The 16,409-nt window shown below is 30.3% G+C and carries 16 protein-coding genes, 1 tRNA gene, 1 other RNA gene and 1 pseudogene; 6 read left to right on the forward strand and 13 right to left on the reverse strand.

Features of this window, described 5'->3' with window-relative positions; all coding sequences use genetic code 11:
• Positions 1-165: 165 nt before the first annotated feature.
• Positions 166-684 carry a DUF1286 domain-containing protein gene (locus B6F84_RS05985; protein ID WP_148691404.1) on the reverse strand — a complete coding sequence of 173 codons (519 nt, stop codon included), beginning with the start codon at positions 682-684 and terminating at the stop codon, positions 166-168.
• 77 nt (positions 685-761) lie between these two features.
• On the opposite strand from B6F84_RS05985, the gene B6F84_RS05990 reads away from it, so the two are divergent.
• The 3 genes from B6F84_RS05990 (at position 762) to B6F84_RS06000 (ending at position 3,785) form a co-directional block, all read left to right on the forward strand.
• Positions 762-1,199 carry an EVE domain-containing protein gene (locus B6F84_RS05990; RefSeq protein WP_148691405.1) on the forward strand — a complete coding sequence of 146 codons (438 nt, stop codon included), beginning with the start codon at positions 762-764 and terminating at the stop codon, positions 1,197-1,199.
• 371 nt (positions 1,200-1,570) lie between these two features.
• Positions 1,571-2,986 carry an MFS transporter gene (locus B6F84_RS05995; RefSeq protein WP_148691406.1) on the forward strand — a complete coding sequence of 472 codons (1,416 nt, stop codon included), beginning with the start codon at positions 1,571-1,573 and terminating at the stop codon, positions 2,984-2,986.
• Between the two features lie 148 nt (positions 2,987-3,134).
• Positions 3,135-3,785, forward strand: a complete 651-nt coding sequence (locus B6F84_RS06000) for an HAD family hydrolase (RefSeq protein WP_148691407.1) — start codon at positions 3,135-3,137, stop codon at positions 3,783-3,785.
• Here B6F84_RS06000 and B6F84_RS06005 read toward each other — a convergent pair.
• On the reverse strand, positions 3,777-4,829 hold the full coding sequence (locus tag B6F84_RS06005) for an amidohydrolase family protein (RefSeq protein ID WP_148691408.1): 1,053 nt from the start codon (positions 4,827-4,829) through the stop codon (positions 3,777-3,779). The two genes, B6F84_RS06000 and B6F84_RS06005, sit on opposite strands and share 9 nt — an antisense overlap.
• A gap of 14 nt (positions 4,830-4,843) precedes the next feature.
• Positions 4,844-6,133: a glutamine synthetase family protein gene (locus B6F84_RS06010; RefSeq protein ID WP_148691409.1), complete on the reverse strand. Its 1,290-nt coding sequence runs from the start codon at positions 6,131-6,133 to the stop codon at positions 4,844-4,846.
• 120 nt (positions 6,134-6,253) lie between these two features.
• Here B6F84_RS06010 and B6F84_RS06015 point away from each other — a divergent pair, with 120 nt between their 5' ends.
• Together B6F84_RS06015 and B6F84_RS06020 are read left to right on the forward strand one after the other, a co-directional pair.
• A complete protein-coding gene (locus B6F84_RS06015) occupies positions 6,254-7,429 on the forward strand; it encodes an amidohydrolase (RefSeq protein WP_148691410.1) in 1,176 nt (391 codons plus the stop codon).
• Positions 7,430-7,533: 104 nt separating this feature from the next.
• Positions 7,534-8,919, forward strand: a complete 1,386-nt coding sequence (locus tag B6F84_RS06020) for an MFS transporter (RefSeq protein ID WP_148691411.1) — start codon at positions 7,534-7,536, stop codon at positions 8,917-8,919.
• 69 nt (positions 8,920-8,988) lie between these two features.
• On the opposite strand, the gene B6F84_RS06025 is transcribed toward B6F84_RS06020, so the two are convergent.
• From B6F84_RS06025 to cimA, 6 genes and pseudogenes are all read right to left on the reverse strand, one after another.
• Positions 8,989-9,375 carry a cupin domain-containing protein gene (locus tag B6F84_RS06025; RefSeq protein ID WP_148691412.1) on the reverse strand — a complete coding sequence of 129 codons (387 nt, stop codon included), beginning with the start codon at positions 9,373-9,375 and terminating at the stop codon, positions 8,989-8,991.
• Between the two features lie 139 nt (positions 9,376-9,514).
• Positions 9,515-9,645: transfer RNA gene (locus tag B6F84_RS06030), tRNA-Trp, on the reverse strand.
• Between the two features lie 181 nt (positions 9,646-9,826).
• Entirely contained in the window at positions 9,827-10,213 is a 387-nt protein-coding gene (locus B6F84_RS06035) for a hypothetical protein (RefSeq protein ID WP_148691413.1), read from the reverse strand.
• Positions 10,214-10,370: 157 nt separating this feature from the next.
• Positions 10,371-10,678, reverse strand: an RNA gene (gene ffs, locus B6F84_RS06040) — signal recognition particle sRNA.
• A 23-nt stretch (positions 10,679-10,701) separates the two neighbouring features.
• Positions 10,702-11,610, reverse strand: coding sequence for a 4-hydroxybenzoate octaprenyltransferase (locus tag B6F84_RS06045; protein WP_148691414.1), 909 nt, complete (start codon positions 11,608-11,610; stop codon positions 10,702-10,704).
• Position 11,611: 1 nt separating this feature from the next.
• A pseudogene (cimA, locus tag B6F84_RS06050) lies at positions 11,612-13,192 on the reverse strand (citramalate synthase); the annotation flags it as partial.
• A 44-nt stretch (positions 13,193-13,236) separates the two neighbouring features.
• Between cimA and B6F84_RS06055 the strand changes: the two are divergent.
• Positions 13,237-13,752, forward strand: coding sequence for a hypothetical protein (locus tag B6F84_RS06055; protein WP_148691415.1), 516 nt, complete (start codon positions 13,237-13,239; stop codon positions 13,750-13,752).
• Here the strand turns inward: B6F84_RS06055 and B6F84_RS06060 are convergent.
• From B6F84_RS06060 to B6F84_RS06075, 4 genes are all read right to left on the reverse strand, one after another.
• Entirely contained in the window at positions 13,726-14,532 is an 807-nt protein-coding gene (locus B6F84_RS06060) for an ABC transporter substrate-binding protein (protein WP_148691416.1), read from the reverse strand. The genes B6F84_RS06055 and B6F84_RS06060 overlap by 27 nt on opposite strands.
• 44 nt (positions 14,533-14,576) lie before the next feature.
• Positions 14,577-14,903: a hypothetical protein gene (locus B6F84_RS06065; RefSeq protein ID WP_148691417.1), complete on the reverse strand. Its 327-nt coding sequence runs from the start codon at positions 14,901-14,903 to the stop codon at positions 14,577-14,579.
• A gap of 137 nt (positions 14,904-15,040) precedes the next feature.
• Positions 15,041-15,448, reverse strand: a complete 408-nt coding sequence (locus B6F84_RS06070; RefSeq protein ID WP_148691418.1) for a hypothetical protein — start codon at positions 15,446-15,448, stop codon at positions 15,041-15,043.
• 35 nt (positions 15,449-15,483) lie between these two features.
• The gene (locus B6F84_RS06075) at positions 15,484-16,161 is read right to left on the reverse strand and encodes an A24 family peptidase C-terminal domain-containing protein (protein ID WP_148692852.1); all 678 of its coding nucleotides are present in this window, start codon (positions 16,159-16,161) and stop codon (positions 15,484-15,486) included.
• Positions 16,162-16,409 lie beyond the last annotated feature (248 nt).

Below are 16,409 nucleotides of genomic sequence, written 5' to 3' on the forward strand. Positions count from 1 at the left end.
GCACTATATAAATATAAAGAATATAAAAATGAAGTAATAATCTTAAATGAGTTAACATTTCCATATTTATTCTATATAAAATATAATATAATTTCAAATATATAGTATTATCTACATTATTGCTAAATCGAAAATATAATACTTCAGCTCGAAGCTTACATCAACTTATAAACTTGATATACTACTCAATAAGAAGGAGTAATACAACATTATTATTCCACATAATATAGCAATTCCATTAATTATAGGGTTATTATACTTGAAATGAGCTATAGCAAATCTATTCCAATGGTTGTTTTTCTTCACATAAATTCCTTTTTCAGTGAAGACATCAAGAAGCATATGAGAAGGGCCTACTATTATTCCATCTAAAAAAATACAAACGAAATACGTTTCGAATGAGTAGTCAGTCTCAAATATTATCGTAACAAGAATTTCGGAAATAACAATTAGTATGATAGAAGGAATTATTCCCCAAATTATACTTCTTGGAATGGTGTGAGTTCTAGGAGATCTGGCTATGTATGGTCCTTTTATTTCATGTCCAATTCTATCAATTAAACTATTACTAATCACTGAAATTATGCTAGATATGAATAAATTTATATAAAATTCATGGATTATCATAGAATTAAATAATGCTAGGAGCCCGGTAGAAAAAATATAATGTGAACGAAGTTTCATTAACATTACTTTAGCGAACACTTATATATGAATATTAATGGTAACATTTATAAGAGATCAAAACTATATAGCATACCGTGACCTACTGGTTAATACCAATTCAAGAGGATATGTGGGACACAATAAGGGATGAAGGAGTTTATGGATATAAAAGTAAATTAGACCAGTATATACAAAAGGGAGACTTCTTAATCATTTATGTTAGCAAATACTATGCTAAAATTTATGGAGGAAAGGTAGTAGGAATAGCTAGAGTTATTAGTGACTGGTATTTTGATGAAACACCTGTATTTCCTGAAGAAAAAGTAAGAAATAAAGGAATATATCCTTACAGAGTTAAATTACAAATGTTAGTCTCAGGAGTTTGCGATTTTAAAACTATATTAGATAAAATAAATTTCATAGAAGACAAAGCACAAATAGCAAAATATTTAAGAAATGCTCCTGCTAATTTGAAAAGACCTATACCAGAAGAGGATGCGAAAATAATAGAGCAATGTGTAGCCCAAGGTTGAAAATAAATCATTTTTTTCTTATAACGGAAAGTGATACTATAACATATTCATAAGAAATGATAAAGTTACTATAATAACTGTATTAATATTATTGTTTTATCAAAATCTCTGCACTAAATCTATAATAATGATGCAAATAATAGTAATTTTCAATAAAAATGCTTATGAAATAGGACTTATGAATGAAAACTCGTAATTAGCTGTTTTAATCATCTAATTTTTTGTTTATGATTTTATTAGTGTAAAGAAGAAAAGCTAATTGTTTAAGCTATATTATATCTATAGAATTTATATAGTTATATATAGTTCGAGTCTTATATAAAGATAAACTATATAATATAACTCTCGAATGGATACATGAAAGAAGAAATATGAATACGCCGTTTAAGAATCTTGACGATCTAAAGTTAAGTTTCAATCATATAAAAGTATGGTATACCTCAGGTATGGGTTTTTTCACTGATGCATATGATTTGTTAATTATAGGATTCATTTTAGATATATTTACAGCGAATAAACTACCTGGATTTGACTTAGCTACAGCATCTGGAAAAGCATTAGAAGGATTACTAGCATCTTCTTCATTTATAACAGCAATATTAGGTCAGTTAGTCTTTGGCTTCTTAGGTGACAAAATAGGAAGAAAAACAGTATATGGAACTGAAGCAAGCTTAATGACCGCTGGAGCTTTCTTATCAGCATTGTCCCCTAGTCTGATATGGTTAATAATTTTTAGGATGATTATGGGCTTAGGTATAGGAGGAGATTATCCAATATCCGCAACAATAATGAGCGAATATGCAAATACAAAAGACAGAGGAAAGTTAATCGCATTAGTCTTTGCTAATCAAGGTATAGGTAGCTTAGCAGCAGTAGCAGTAGGAGCTATATCTGCATTTTCTTTGCCACCTGATATCGCGTGGAGAGTTATGGCTGGTGTTGGAGCTATACCGGCTGCTACAGTTATTTACCTAAGAAGAAAAGTTCCAGAAACTCCTAGATATTCAGCATTAGTAAAAGGAGACTTAAAAGAAGCAGAAAAAAGCGCAAGCTTCTTAGGTACTAAAATAGATACTAGTAATAAAGTAGTAGAAAAGAAAATTGGCTTAGGAGAATTCTTTGCTAAGTATGGATTATTATTAGTAGGTACTGCAGGAACTTGGTTTATGTTAGATATGGCATACTACGGAACTGGAGTATATTCAGGACCTATAGTAACGTCAATTTTAGGAAAACCAAGCAGTATAGGCTTAGAAATCGTAGAAGCTGGAATACCATATATGGTTGGGTTCTTTGGATACTTCACAGCTGTAGCATTAATGGATAAATTAGGTAGAAAGTGGATACAAGCTCAAGGATTCGTTGTAATGGCAGCAATATATGGAATAGTATCATTAGTAATGCTTACATCTGGTGTAAAAGTAACTGGATTTATAATCCCAGTAGACTTAGCATTTGGTCTATACGCATTATCATTCTTCTTCATCGACTTTGGACCCAATACTACAACATTTGTAATTCCTGCAGAAGTTTATCCAACATCTTACAGAACTACAGGAGATGGAATATCTGCAGCTATGGGTAAAGTAGGTGCAGTTATTTCAACATATTTATTCCCATCTTTAGAAGCATCAATAGGACTCAAAGGAATTTTAGAAATGTTAGCAGTATTAAGTATTATAGGAGCAATATTAACTATAGCATTTATAAGAGAACCTAAATTAAAGAGTTTAGAAGAAGTATCCCAAGAGCCATTAGTTGAAGAAAAATCAAACGTTCAACAATAAATAATTTTTATATTTAAATTTATTTCATTATAATATTTTTTAAGTATATAAATCTATCTTTCTTTTAAAATATAAAATATACTAACTATATAGCTATATATAGTATATTTACGTAATATTTATTTTAATCCATCATTTATATATAGACATGCCAATAGCAATTTCATTAGATTTAACGGAGACTATAGTAGGATATAGACCTAGACCATATGAATACATGCTAGGTATCTTTAAAGACTTTGGATATAAAATAACTGAAAGACAGTTATTTAGAGCAATAGCAAAAATTCATGGAAAGATAAACTTTGCTAATTCTGAAGGATTACCTACACTGAATCTTTATACCTTATTATATGAACTAGGAGTACATCCATGCAAAAAGTTAATAAAATATCTTTCTCAAGGGGATAAGTTTCATGATTACTTTGTCTATGAAGATAGTTTAGAATTTTTGAAAAAAATAAAAAATAAATATAGAATATTTATTATAACCAATTCAAGCTCTAAAGTACATAAAATTGTAAGAGAACTTAATTTGACTAACTATATAGATAAAATAGTTGCATCATGCGACCTGGGAATTGTAAAGCCTAATCCAAAAATATTTGCCTATGCTAAGGGACAGTCTAACATTCTTTTTCATATAGGAGACGTATATGAGGTAGACTATATAGGAGCTAGTAGAGCTTTTATAAAACCTATTTTACTAGATAGATTCAATTTCTATCCAGAAATAAAACAGAAAGCTATAAATTTCTATGACATACTGAGATATATGGAAATCAATAGGTTACTTTGAAAAATATAATTCTTCTGCATTATCATTACATATCATACGTTTTATTTTATTATAGTCTTTATCATTGATAACATCCCATTCTATCATTTCTTTTAGGACTTTATTAATAGCTTTTGTGAACAGTTTTGCAGAGATCCACGCTATTTCTGGAACATCAAAAGCATCAGAACCATACATTATCTTATTAAATGGAGCTACCTCCATAACTTCCCTTAAAACATCATATCCAGCGATAGTAGCAAAAGGAAATACTTCAGAAACATCTAGATATACTGAAGGAAATAAATACGACATCCAGGCAGTTTCTCTATGCCACGGAAATCCTGCATGGACAAATACTATTTTCCCTTCATACTTTCTTACTAAATTTGTAAGGTATGATGGTTTGCTTAACTCTAGTTTTATATCCCTATCTCCTGCCCCAGTATGAACTTGAAAAGGCACATTAAGTTCTTTTGCTATTGCCATTGTTTTGCAAAATAGAAAGTCTCTAAATCCTTTGGCTTTTCTTCCGTACCATTCTTTTTCAGCGTTGGTAAAATCTTTCTTTGCCTTTTCTTCACTACATACTACTTTTAAACCTGTTCTATATGCTATAATACTCTTGAAACCTGCATATTTTTCTTTTTTAATTTTTTGTATTAATGTTTCTTCAAAGATTTCTATAGCTTTATCAAAGCTCTTAGAAAAAAGATCGTCATTTATTATACTTTCTATCCTAAATAGTAATGCATAAGGAATAGGTATTTCGGATTTTTTTCCAAATCCCTCGTCTATAACTAACTTCTCCACGCCTGCATCTTTTAGAAGGAATTTCGTATATTCAATATTATCATCTTTTATTCTTTTATTTCGTTCTTCAATAAAATTCTCTCCTAATAGTTTCCTTAGCTCATTCCTTAGAAGAAAGTAAAATGGTCTAAAATAATTCATTTCTATTACATTTTTCATTTCATTGGTTTTCCAAGATTCTGCTGTAGCCATCATAAATTCTTCTTCAGTCATAACTCTAGCATAAAACCAGTGGGCATGAGAGTCAATCATATATTTAACTCCAATTACATTTTCTTATAAATATCGTATTCTAAATCAGTAACATAACTTTCAAACATCTCAACTTCAGCCAACTTTACTTTTATGAATTCGTCTATAATTTCTTTGCCTATCCTTTCTACTAATTTTGTATCTCTTTTCAATTCATTTATTGATTCTCTTAAATTTCTTGGTAGATCATCTATATCTTTTCTAAAATATGCGTTCTCATTAACTGGATTACCTGGTCTTAGTCCACGTTCTATTCCGTCTAAACCTGCTTGTATTACTGATGCTAATAAAAGATATGGATTTACTGTAGGATCTGGAACTCTATATTCTATCCTTTTGTCTTTTCCATATGTTCCAGAATATGAAGTGGGAATTCTTAGCATAGCTGACTTATTATTGTCTCCATAAGTGATTTTTGTTGGAGCCCACGATCCTGGAACTAGTCTTCTGTAAGAATTAACTGTAGGTGCAGATATAGCAGTTAATGCTTTAGCATGTTCTAGAATTCCTCCTATAAAGTTATATGCTAATTCACTTAAGCCCAAGGAATCATTGGGATCGTAAAATAAATTTTTGTCGTCTTTCCATAAGCTTAAATTTAAATGTAAACCAGAACCAGCTATATTGTTAAAAGGTTTTGGCATAAAATTAGCTTCGACTCCGTATTTTGACGCAACATATTTAGCTATTTGCTTAAATATTATTACTTCATCTGCGCTTCTCATTGCATCTTTATGAAGTATATCGAACTCGTATTGCCCTGGACCATATTCTTTTATTACTCTTAAAATGTCTATTCCATTTAAATTTAGATTTTTTGTAATATCAGAAATAATTGAATTATTATAGAAAGCTACGGGATCAAAGCATCTGGCATCATCATAAGGCTTCTTATCTTTCGTTAAATAAAATTCGATTTCAAAAGAAGATAAAACTCTAAATTTATTTTCATCATCTAATTTATCTAAAACTTTTTTCAGCAAACTCTTAGGATCGTAAATCCATGGTTTACTTTTCTCATATAAATAGCTTAAAACTAAAGCAGAAGGTGGTATAATAGTTAAGGATGAAATATCTGGAATAAGGAATACGTCTTCATCTTGAGGTCCAAAAGAACCGTAAGGAGAAATAGTATCCATAGGAGTAAAACTCATCATAGCCTTAGTTAGCCCAATGCCAGATTTTATCATTTCATCTACATTATCTACGTATGCACTTTTTGATCTAATGTACCCGTCTAATCCTACCCAGGTAAAATGAAGAAATTCTATATTTTTATCCTTTAGAGTTTGTTCTATAGTCATTTTTAATATTTTTAAAAGAAAGAATATATAAACTTTCAATTGATCTTTCAATTAGTCAAGGAAAAGGCAGTAAATAGTTTTGAATATAAGTATATTACAAGTAATATTTGGCAGTAATTAATGATAAACTATAATGATATAACAATAAGGCTCAAAAAAGACGCTAGTGATATGAAAGATGAGGCTATTTCTATATGGAAATATTTACATCAAAATCCAGAAGAGTCATTAAAAGAATATAATACTTCTAGTTTTATTGAAAATAAACTAAAAGAATTAGGAATAGAAACTAAAAGAGTAGATAATTCTGTCATAGGAATACTAGATACAAAAAAGCCAGGCAAAAACATAGCTATAAGATCTGAAATTGATGCTATACCAGTTAAAGAATTAACAAATTTACCTTTTAAATCAAATAAAGAAATAAGCCATGTATGTGGGCATGACGTACATATTACGATGATGCTAAATTCTATAAAACTCCTAATTAAAAATATAGATTTACTCCAAGGAAAAATATTTTTCGTTTTTGAGTCAGGAAAAGAAGAAAGAATAGGAGCTAAAAGGATTTTAGAATCAGGCATTCTGAATAATGTAGATCATATAGTAGGATTTCACGTTACTACACAATTACCTACAGGTGTATTAGGAACTAAAGAAAATGTAATTTTATCTACTTCTACTGCATTTAAAATTAAAATTCATGGAATGGGAGGGCATATATCAGATTCTCATAATACTGTAGATCCAGTGTTTATTTCTTCTCAAATATTATTAGTTTTATATTCTATTCCTAAACTTATAGATCCTAGAGAAATATTCACTTTATCTATAACATCTACTCATTCTGAAGGAAGTATCGACACAATTCCAGAAGAAGCAATAATTCAAGGTGCTATTTCCAGTATTACTACTACTATTCAAGATAAAATAAAAGAATTCATTAAAAGTATAACTAATACAATATGTACTTTACATTCAGCTAAATGTGAAGTTATATTTGAAAAAGAATTACCTTTAGGAATTAATCATCCAGAAACCACACAAAAAGTTATGAAAGCAATTTCTAATGCATTTCCAGTTATTGAAACTCCGGTTAGTCTATTGTCTGATGATTTTTCTTTCTATCTTCAAAATATTCCAGGTACCTATATATTTATAGGAACTAAAAACACGTTAAAAGATTGTATATATCCTTTACATAATTCAAAGTTTAGAATAGATGAAGATATAATACCTATAGGTACTGTAGCAATTGCTTTGTCCGCAATAGCACTAACTAGAGATGAGGAATAAAATACAATATATAGATATAATTCAGTATATAGACTATTTAAATTATAATAAACTATATTTTTTATGTTGAGTAAGCTTAAATCTATATACCTTAATTACTCCATATGAAATTAAGTGATGTATTTAAACCATTAGATGATAAAAAATTCAGTATGTTTCACATAAAAAGCCTAATAACAACTGGAATGGGCGTATTTACAGATGGATACGACTTATCTTCAATAGGAATTGTGATAGCTACAGTGCTAACTTCGTTCGGATTGCATCCACATACTTCAGCATATAATTTCTGGGAAGGATGGGTATCTTCGTCTGCGTTAATAGGAGCAGCAATAGGTGCATTAATTTTCGGTGCTTTATCAAATAGAGGTAGAAAAACATTCTATGGAATAGATGTAGCTCTATTATCTGTAGGTGCAATATTACAAGCTTTTGTAACATCACCATTAGAGTTAGTTTTAGTTAGAGGATTATTAGGTTTAGGTGTAGGAGCAGATTATACTTTATCTCCTATGATAATGGCCGAACATGCAAATGCTAAAGACAGAGGAAAAATTATAGCATTAGGATTTGGATTAATGTGGGGATTTGGGGCTACAGTAGCTGCAGGATTATATTTAGCTTTAATGGCAGCAGGATTACCATCATCAGAAATATGGAGAATAGTACTAGCAGCTGGAGCAATACCATCTGCATCAGTAATATACTTAAGAAGAAAAATACCAGAAACTCCAAGGTACTTACTAAGAATAAAGGGAGATGCTCAAAAATTCGAAACAGTAGTAAAAGAAGTAGCTGGAAAAGCAGTAAATATAACAGCTAATTTAAAAGATACTAACTCCTTTGCAACATACTTCAAGAAACAGTGGAGAATATTTTTGGCTGCTTGCTCACTTTGGTTCTTATTCGATTTATCCGCATATACAGGCATATTATTCGGCCCTACTACAATTGCTTCATCAGTAGGAATTCATAATTCCGGTATATTCCAATTTATAATAGAGTTTGCCTTTACAGTACCAGGAGGTCTTTTAGCGTTAGCAACAATAGATAGAATTGGAAGAAAACCAATGCAAATTTTAGGATTTATAGGTATGGCGGCAGCTTTAATGGCCTTCTCATTTTTAGTTTCAATAGTACCAGCAATCTTAGCATTATTTATATATGGAATGTATAACTTCTTTGAACAAGCTGGTCCAGGATCTATAAGTGCATCAGGAATGTTAGGTGTTGAATTAGCTCCAACAAAAGTTAGGGGTACAGTTCAGTCTTTAACAGTTGCTTCTGGAAGAACAGGTGCTACAATAGCTGGGTTAATAGTTCCTACAATAATATTACCTAGCGTAGGAGTAGTAGGATTAACATTCATATTAAGTATACTTACATTCATTGCAGCAGCAATAACTTTCTTCTTTATCCCAGAAACAAAGGATAAACCATTAGAAGAATCATCTATGGAGAATCAGTACGTAAAAGCAGAAGTAAGCTAAGGAAAAAATTTTACTAAGATAACATTTTTATATACAAAAAATAGATGAAAATTTTTTAATTATATTATTCTATGGATTGCCTTTACATTCATCATCTAAAACTTGAATAGACATATCTTCTGCATAATTTATTATACAGAAAAATTCCAGATTTTCATTATAATTAATGAATGCATGCTTAACATTACCATCTATAAAAATATAATCACCTTCTTGCATTTCGTAAATCTTATCACTTACACAAACTTTACACTTTCCTTTAGTAATTACTACAGTTTCTTGGTATTTATGTATGTGCATAGGTATTATTCCGTTAGGTAGAACACTAAACTTTCTAACTGCATAACTAGCTCCTTTATCTTTAGTAATTAACCATTGAATAAATGCGCCTTTACTTCCTTTAATTGGGACTTCTTGTTTTTCTACTTCTTGAATGTTAGATAGGTAAAAATCCATGAAAGAAGAATGATTAAATAGTATAAAAGAGTTTAGCTTCCTTATGTAGATCACTAAAAGAAATACTCAAAAAAATCTGTTTATATTGTTACTCAATATTACATAAACTATTATTTTATATTCCAAGGGTTCGAATTAATGGGCCCACAGGGATTCGAACCCTGGACCACTGGGTCTCTCCATTTCCAGATGTACTTCATCCCATTCGGTCTGAAGACCCAACGTTGCTCATCTGGAGCCCAGCACTCTCCCTGGCTGAGCTATGGGCCCATTACCGGTCATCAAAAATAAATTATCTAAATAAGTATTAAAGTTTTACCAGATCTACAGAGTTATAGATAAATATTATTTCTATATTTAGTACTTGAAATAAATTAGCTATCAATAAGTAAATATAAAACTTCTAAAAAATAAAATATATTTTTAAATCTTAGTTATAATCTATGTTTAGTTATTTTTTATCAATTTTCCATAGCGTTAATGATAGAGCAATTAGTATAACATCTAAAACAATAGAGATTTCTACGTATGGATTTACTGGTAGTACTTTACCTACGAATAACGCTGGAGCTGTTCTAGTTTCTACTAACAGAGCAAGATCTATCACATAAAATATAGCAGCAGGTAAGTATAAGCTTCTAATCCCTTGGATAAACGCTACTGCTGCAACTATTGCTAATGCTGATACAAAACCAAAAAATACTCTGTATATTAATGTAGCTGTAGGATTTGGAAGTACTGCGGATGTGAGATCTAAATGTACTCCTGCCCACAATGCTGACAATATCATTGATGTCCATTTTAGTCCTGTTTTTCCTAATTCTATATTACTTGACATTTAAGAAATACATTTATCTGCTTTTTTAATAATTTTTACCCAAATCTTAAGTAGATTTGAATTAGTATATATTTGATAGTTATTTTCTATTAATCAGTGATAAAAATAAAAACAATCAAAAAATTTAACCTATTAATTAGATTAAAAATAGTTTAAAGGGTCGGCTCTCCTATTCCATGACCGACAATAGCTCAAGTTTTGCCCCAAGCTTTCCTCTAGCCGGTGACCAATAAGCGCCAACGTCCAGGTACTGTTGCTCCCTTCCGGACCTGGCAGATTCTCCCGGTAAGTATGGATATTCTCCTCCCTCCAGAGGAGAATACCATAGCCGTTAGCCCTATTGGGCGGCTTTCATCGTTAAGCTTGGACTTGAGCTATTAACGTATCATGGAATAGGAGTTACTGATGCCCGATTTACGCCATTCGGGAATAGGAGCTGGCGAGACTCCCCATCCTACCCGACCCATTTTCATATTACTTTTTTAATGTTAAAAAATTTTAGGTATTCCCAATACTACATCTATATCTATTCCTAAACCTAGTACTATTGATGAATAGATATTATAGTAAAATGCTGAACCAAAGTTTCCTCTTGATGCTAGATAAAATGCATAGGCCATTATTAGTCCATGAGCTATTGTAGAAGCATAAGATATCGGACCTAAATTATACATAAAGTCTGCTAGTATGTCTAAAGTAACTGATATTAACTGATTTAAGCCAGCAAACTTTAACGCAGAATTTCCTAGTAGTACTGCAAAACTATGTAAACCCATCTGCTTATCAAATTCTGCGTCTGGTATATGATTATATAGATCAAATCCTAATGCCCAGAATATTGTAGCTATTACGAATAACCAAGGTACTGCTTCAAGTGCTCTAATGATTGGATGATAAACCAATCCTGCAGAGGCTATTGCGCCACTAAATACAGCTAAACCTTGTATTGAAGCTAAATGATAATTTGCGAATGCAGTATATCTTTTCATGTATGGGTAAGTCATTACTATTAGTGCAACTATTGGGGATAATACAAAAGCGTAAAAATTGACAAAGTATGCTGAGACAAAAAATCCTAATAATCCTATAATTATCATAAGCTTAGCTTCCCAAACTTTTATTGCTCCAGTAACTAATGGTCTAGTTCTTGTTCTTGGATTTCTAGAATCTATTTCTCTATCTGCTAAATTATCATTTGTCATTCCTGCTATTCTGAGGAAAAATAAAGCTGAAAAGATTAATAACAAAGTTGAGATTGGTGGTATTCCTCTTATTGCTACTAATGCCCCTAAATATGCCATAGGTAAGCTGAATAATGTTTGTTCAATTCTTAAAAATCTCATTATAGTATGGAATTTTCCTTTTCCTGTTGATGCTGCACCTGGATCCCAGTTCACACTATAAAATCTCTTTTACCTTTTTTAACTTCTTGCTAACTTGTAAGTAATAATCTAAGCCATCAACTAGGGCAATTACTGAGGCTTCTATTACGCTTGTTGATACGCCTTCTGTCCTCCAAGTATCTTTTCCATTAGTAAATTCTATTGTAACTCTAACTAGACTTTCAGTATTTTTGATTTCTCCGGGTAATACTACTCTATAATCAGTTAACGTTACTTCTGATATTTCTGGATATACTTTTTGTAGAGCATTTCTTAACGCAATATCTATAGCATGTACTGGACCTAATCCTTCTGATGCTTGCAGTTGAGAATTCACTTTTACTAATGCTAACGCTAAGTTATTTTCGTTAATTACTTTCCAATACTGAAAATCTATAAATTTCTCATATAGTCCCAACTCTTTTAGGACAATAAGTACTGCTGATGCAGGAGCTAAATCAAAACTATATCCTTTATTCTCTAATTCTTTTATTTTCTTTAATGCTTTCTTTAGTTTTTCGTCTTTTTTATCTACTTTTAACCCTATTTTTTCTAAATAATTTACTAAGTTCGAAGCGCCTGAAAGTTCAGAAATTACTATTTTTCTTGAATTACCTACGAGCTCTGGATTGATATGCTCATATGCCTTAGTATTTTTAATAACTGCATCTGCGTGAACTCCTGCTTTATGAGAAAATGCGTTATCCCCTACATATGGTTGATATAAATTTGGATGTACTCCGGATAATTCATAGACTAATTTTGATATGTATTTTAGCTTAGTAAGATTTTTATCATCCACTACTTTAAACCCTAACTTTAATTGAAGATTTGGTATTATTTGTATTAAATCTGCATTTCCTGTTCTCTCTCCTAAACCATTTATTGTTCCTTGTACATGTCTTGCTCCTGCTAATATTCCCATAATTGAATTTGCTACTGCGCATCCAGAGTCATTATGCATATGAAGCCCTATTTTTGCTTTTGAATAATCTACTACATCTTTAGTTATTTGGTACACTTCGTTAGGTAATGTTCCTCCATTTGTATCTGCTAAAGCTATTACTGATGCTCCTGCTTCTTCTGCTGTTTTTACTACTTGTAAAGCATAATCTCTATCATCTTTATAACCTTGATAGAAGTGTTCTGCATCAAATATCACGTCTAAACCATGATCTTTCAAATATTTTATACTATCATATATTAACTCTAAATTCTCTTCTTTTGTGGTCTTTAGTATTTCTGTAACATGTAATGTCCATGATTTTCCAAAAAGTACTGCAGTTGTTACTCCTGCCTCTAGGATTGAGTTTAAATTAGGATCATTCTCTGGTTTTGTATCTTTTTTTCTAGTACTACTAAATGCAGCTATTTTGGATTTTAGAGAATAGTTCTTTATCTCCCTAAAGAATTCGTAATCTTTAGGGTTTGAGCTAGGCCATCCTCCTTCTATATATGTTATTCCTAGATCATCTAATGCTAATGCTATCTTTATCTTATCGTTTAATGTAAACGATACAGAAGTAGTTTGTGCTCCATCCCTTAGTGTAGTATCTAGGGTTTCAACTAATTTCTTGACCGCCGTGCATAGTCTATACTATTTAGAATAGTTATATAAGCTTTTCAGATGAAAGTTTACTCATGAATTTTAAGGGTATAGCTATTGGACTTATAATTTTTGTAATTGGGTTTATAGCTTATTTATTCTTGCCAACATATTTTCCTAATTATAGTCATGTTGAAGGAGTTTATCGTAATCACGAGACTACTGTTACAATTCCAGCTGGTGCTACTCAAATAGTTTTAAAATTTAACATTACAAAAAATAATAACTCAATTGTAGCGTTTATTACTAAGGGATCAGGTAATGTAACTATTCTTAATGGTACTCCTCCTAAAATTGTATATAATCAAGCCAACATAGTTAGTGTAGCATTATCTCCGGGTGAATATGAATTAGGAATAATAAATAATACTACTGATGCAGAAACTGTAAGTTATACTTATGGTATTTTCCCAGCTAGTTACATTTCTAGTTTTTATAGTGGTTTAGGAGTTCTTACAACAATAACTGAAATCGTTACTTTAGGAGGTATAGCTATTGCAGTAATAGCTTTCATTTATGAGCTTTTATCTAGAAGAAAGAAGGCTTCGTAGCCAAGGTATCGAATCCAAAATAAAGCTAGGACCTAAATGAGCTAAATAGTCTCCTTTAGTATATACTATTTTACTGGAGAATTTTTCAAGACCTCTTTTTTTCAGTATTCCTAAGAATCTTTCTTTTTCGTAATCTGTCAATCTTTTTGGCTCATAAATAAAGATATCGGGATTTCTTTGAAGTATTTCTTCATCTATCGGAGTGAAATATGCTTCACTTTTATCCTCGAAAATATTCTTTCCGCCTACTATATTTATGGCATCGTTTATATGAGTGGGAAATCCAGCCGATATTGGACCTCCTAAGTCAAATTCAATATAAATTTTTACATTTTTTGGAGGAGACATATTTTCAAATATTTTTTGTCTTAATTTGTATACTAATTCCATAGCTTTATCATGATATCCTGTAACTTCACCAATTATTATTACGTTATCAATTATTTTACTTATACTGGTTGCTACTGGAATAGGATAAACGATGTATCCTAGATTTATTAATTTTCTCGTTAATTCTTTTTGAGCTCCCATTGTAGTAAATATAACATCTGGTTTTTCTTTTTCTAAAAAGTCCATCTTTACATGAGTATAACTTCCAATCTTTGGCAATTTTTTTGCTTCTTCTGGTCTATAACTAAATGCGTCTGTTGCTATTATTTTGCTACCTAATCCGAATAAAAATAATGTTTCTGTTGTAGGAGGGTCTAAGCTAATAATTTTTTGCAACGGCTGTTTAATTTCTATATATTCGTCTAAAATTTCATTATAAATTTTTGTCATAAATAGAAGTCGTTTTAGGATTTTATAAATAATGTATGAAGTAGTTATTGCTCTTCTAGCCCTAGGCATGTATATATTCCATATGCTCTTTTAGTTTTTTTCAAAAGTATTTTGGTTTTTAAAAAGTTAAGTGGTGGTTCACATATTTCTCCTTCTTTTTTAGCTGGAACATACATTATAATGGAATTGAATAATTTTGAAATATCTTTTATTTTTTCATCAGTCTCTTTCTCCTCTGAGACTAAAATAAAATCTATTTTCTTTCTTTTTATATTTATCGATTTAAGAGTTGAAATAATTGAAAAATATAATGCTTCTCTAGGAACGTTATCTTTATAACCTAAAGCTATTGCTAACTGAAATGGTTTCATAGTTAGTTTATCTTTTAAAGAATTATAATCACTTGAAATTATTATGTCTGCTTTATTTATTTTATCAATAACCTCATATCCTTCTATAGCTGTTATTTCAAGTTCGTCTGAAAAAACTTTTAAAGGACCTTCTTTTATTAATTTTTTTCATAAAAAGGAATCATATCCGAATTTTCTATTCTTAATCCATTTATCCACGCAAATTCTTCTATAGTATAAAATCCTTTTTGGGACGTTTTTGAAGTTAAAATTAATTGTGAACCTAAAATATCAGCTATTATTTCTCCTATTATTGATCCGCCTTTTTCTTCATTCAATATTGGTATAACATAACTGCCATCATCAGTAATTGATAATATTATTTTATCTCGTAATTCTCTCATTTTTAAGATTTTATGTATTATATTATTTATTGAGTTAAAATATATTAGAATCTCAGGATTCTTATCTACTATGGTATAACCTAATTCGTCCAGATTCTTTGCTAGTTTTTTCGCTAAAGAATTATTTTTTTCTGCTATTATTCTGACTTTAGATACATACAAGTCATAATATTATTGTTCTAAGAGTTAATTAATGATTATGGAAAACCTACTAATAAACTTAAAAGAAAACCTATGAACATATATGGTATTACAGGAATTCCATATGCCACCCAAATATAATCATCTTCTTTAATTCTTCCATTACTCAAAAGATTTCTGAATTTCTCTCTCCATTCCTTATCATCCTCTTCTATTGAAAACGTTGTCCTTAATTCTCTATCCCCATTTTCATTTATTTGAGTTAATGGAAATAGAAATTTTGAATTAAGGAAATCTTTTACTTTAATTCTTTTAGCACTAAGTGCAATTAGAATTCTTTGAGATAAAGATAAATCTTTTGTATACTTAAAATTTTTAAGAAAATTAAATAAACTCATAAGAAAAATAAGTATAGATGAGTATAGCATAATAACTAATGGTTCTATGCCTAACTGTGAAAGAAAAGATGTAGGAAAAATATTTAAAAAAGGATAAACTTTTGCATTAGCCAGGCCAGATATAAGAATAGCAAATATGTCTGCCCCGCCCATCAGTGAAAATCTATAAAATATATATAATAGAATTAATGAAACTCCTAATGAATATGAATATAATAAAAGATTTATAGATTTTATATAAAATATTATAAAAATAACTAATGGAGAATACAAAGCCCATATTTTTAGATCAATTTCTCTGTATTTTATATCCAGTATTGATGCGTGAATAAACATTATTGACGTAAAAATAATTTGAAGTAAATATATAATCACGGCAGGAAACCCTCGTCATCCCTACCCTTTCTGCGGGAGTGTCAGGGGGCTAGATACCCCTATGAAATAACTATGCTATCGGGTTATTAAATCTTTAGTTTTAATAAGCGCTTGCGTATGATTTTATATATACTATGAGTATTTTTCTAAATAGCTTTTAACTTAGCAAAACTTAATGATATAATAAGATTTAATACTGCTTATACATT

Origin of the sequence: Acidianus manzaensis (assembly GCF_002116695.1) — an archaeon.
Classification (GTDB): domain Archaea; phylum Thermoproteota; class Thermoprotei_A; order Sulfolobales; family Sulfolobaceae; genus Acidianus; species Acidianus manzaensis.

Excerpts from the sequence above, each read along its gene's own strand:
- B6F84_RS06065 (WP_148691417.1), bottom strand. The coding sequence starts at position 14,903 with ATGAAACCATTTCAGTTAGCAATAGCTTTAGGTTATAAAGATAACGTT.
- B6F84_RS06010 (WP_148691409.1), bottom strand. The coding sequence starts at position 6,133 with ATGACTATAGAACAAACTCTAAAGGATAAAAATATAGAATTTCTTCAT.
- B6F84_RS06015 (WP_148691410.1), top strand. The coding sequence starts at position 6,254 with ATGATAAACTATAATGATATAACAATAAGGCTCAAAAAAGACGCTAGT.
- B6F84_RS06000 (WP_148691407.1), top strand. The coding sequence starts at position 3,135 with ATGCCAATAGCAATTTCATTAGATTTAACGGAGACTATAGTAGGATAT.
- B6F84_RS06035 (WP_148691413.1), bottom strand. The coding sequence starts at position 10,213 with ATGTCAAGTAATATAGAATTAGGAAAAACAGGACTAAAATGGACATCA.
- B6F84_RS06005 (WP_148691408.1), bottom strand. The coding sequence starts at position 4,829 with ATGATTGACTCTCATGCCCACTGGTTTTATGCTAGAGTTATGACTGAA.
- B6F84_RS05985 (WP_148691404.1), bottom strand. The coding sequence starts at position 684 with ATGAAACTTCGTTCACATTATATTTTTTCTACCGGGCTCCTAGCATTA.
- B6F84_RS06075 (WP_148692852.1), bottom strand. The coding sequence starts at position 16,161 with ATGTTTATTCACGCATCAATACTGGATATAAAATACAGAGAAATTGAT.
- B6F84_RS06020 (WP_148691411.1), top strand. The coding sequence starts at position 7,534 with ATGAAATTAAGTGATGTATTTAAACCATTAGATGATAAAAAATTCAGT.
- B6F84_RS06025 (WP_148691412.1), bottom strand. The coding sequence starts at position 9,375 with ATGGATTTTTACCTATCTAACATTCAAGAAGTAGAAAAACAAGAAGTC.
- B6F84_RS05995 (WP_148691406.1), top strand. The coding sequence starts at position 1,571 with ATGAATACGCCGTTTAAGAATCTTGACGATCTAAAGTTAAGTTTCAAT.
- B6F84_RS06060 (WP_148691416.1), bottom strand. The coding sequence starts at position 14,532 with ATGACAAAAATTTATAATGAAATTTTAGACGAATATATAGAAATTAAA.
- B6F84_RS06055 (WP_148691415.1), top strand. The coding sequence starts at position 13,237 with ATGAATTTTAAGGGTATAGCTATTGGACTTATAATTTTTGTAATTGGG.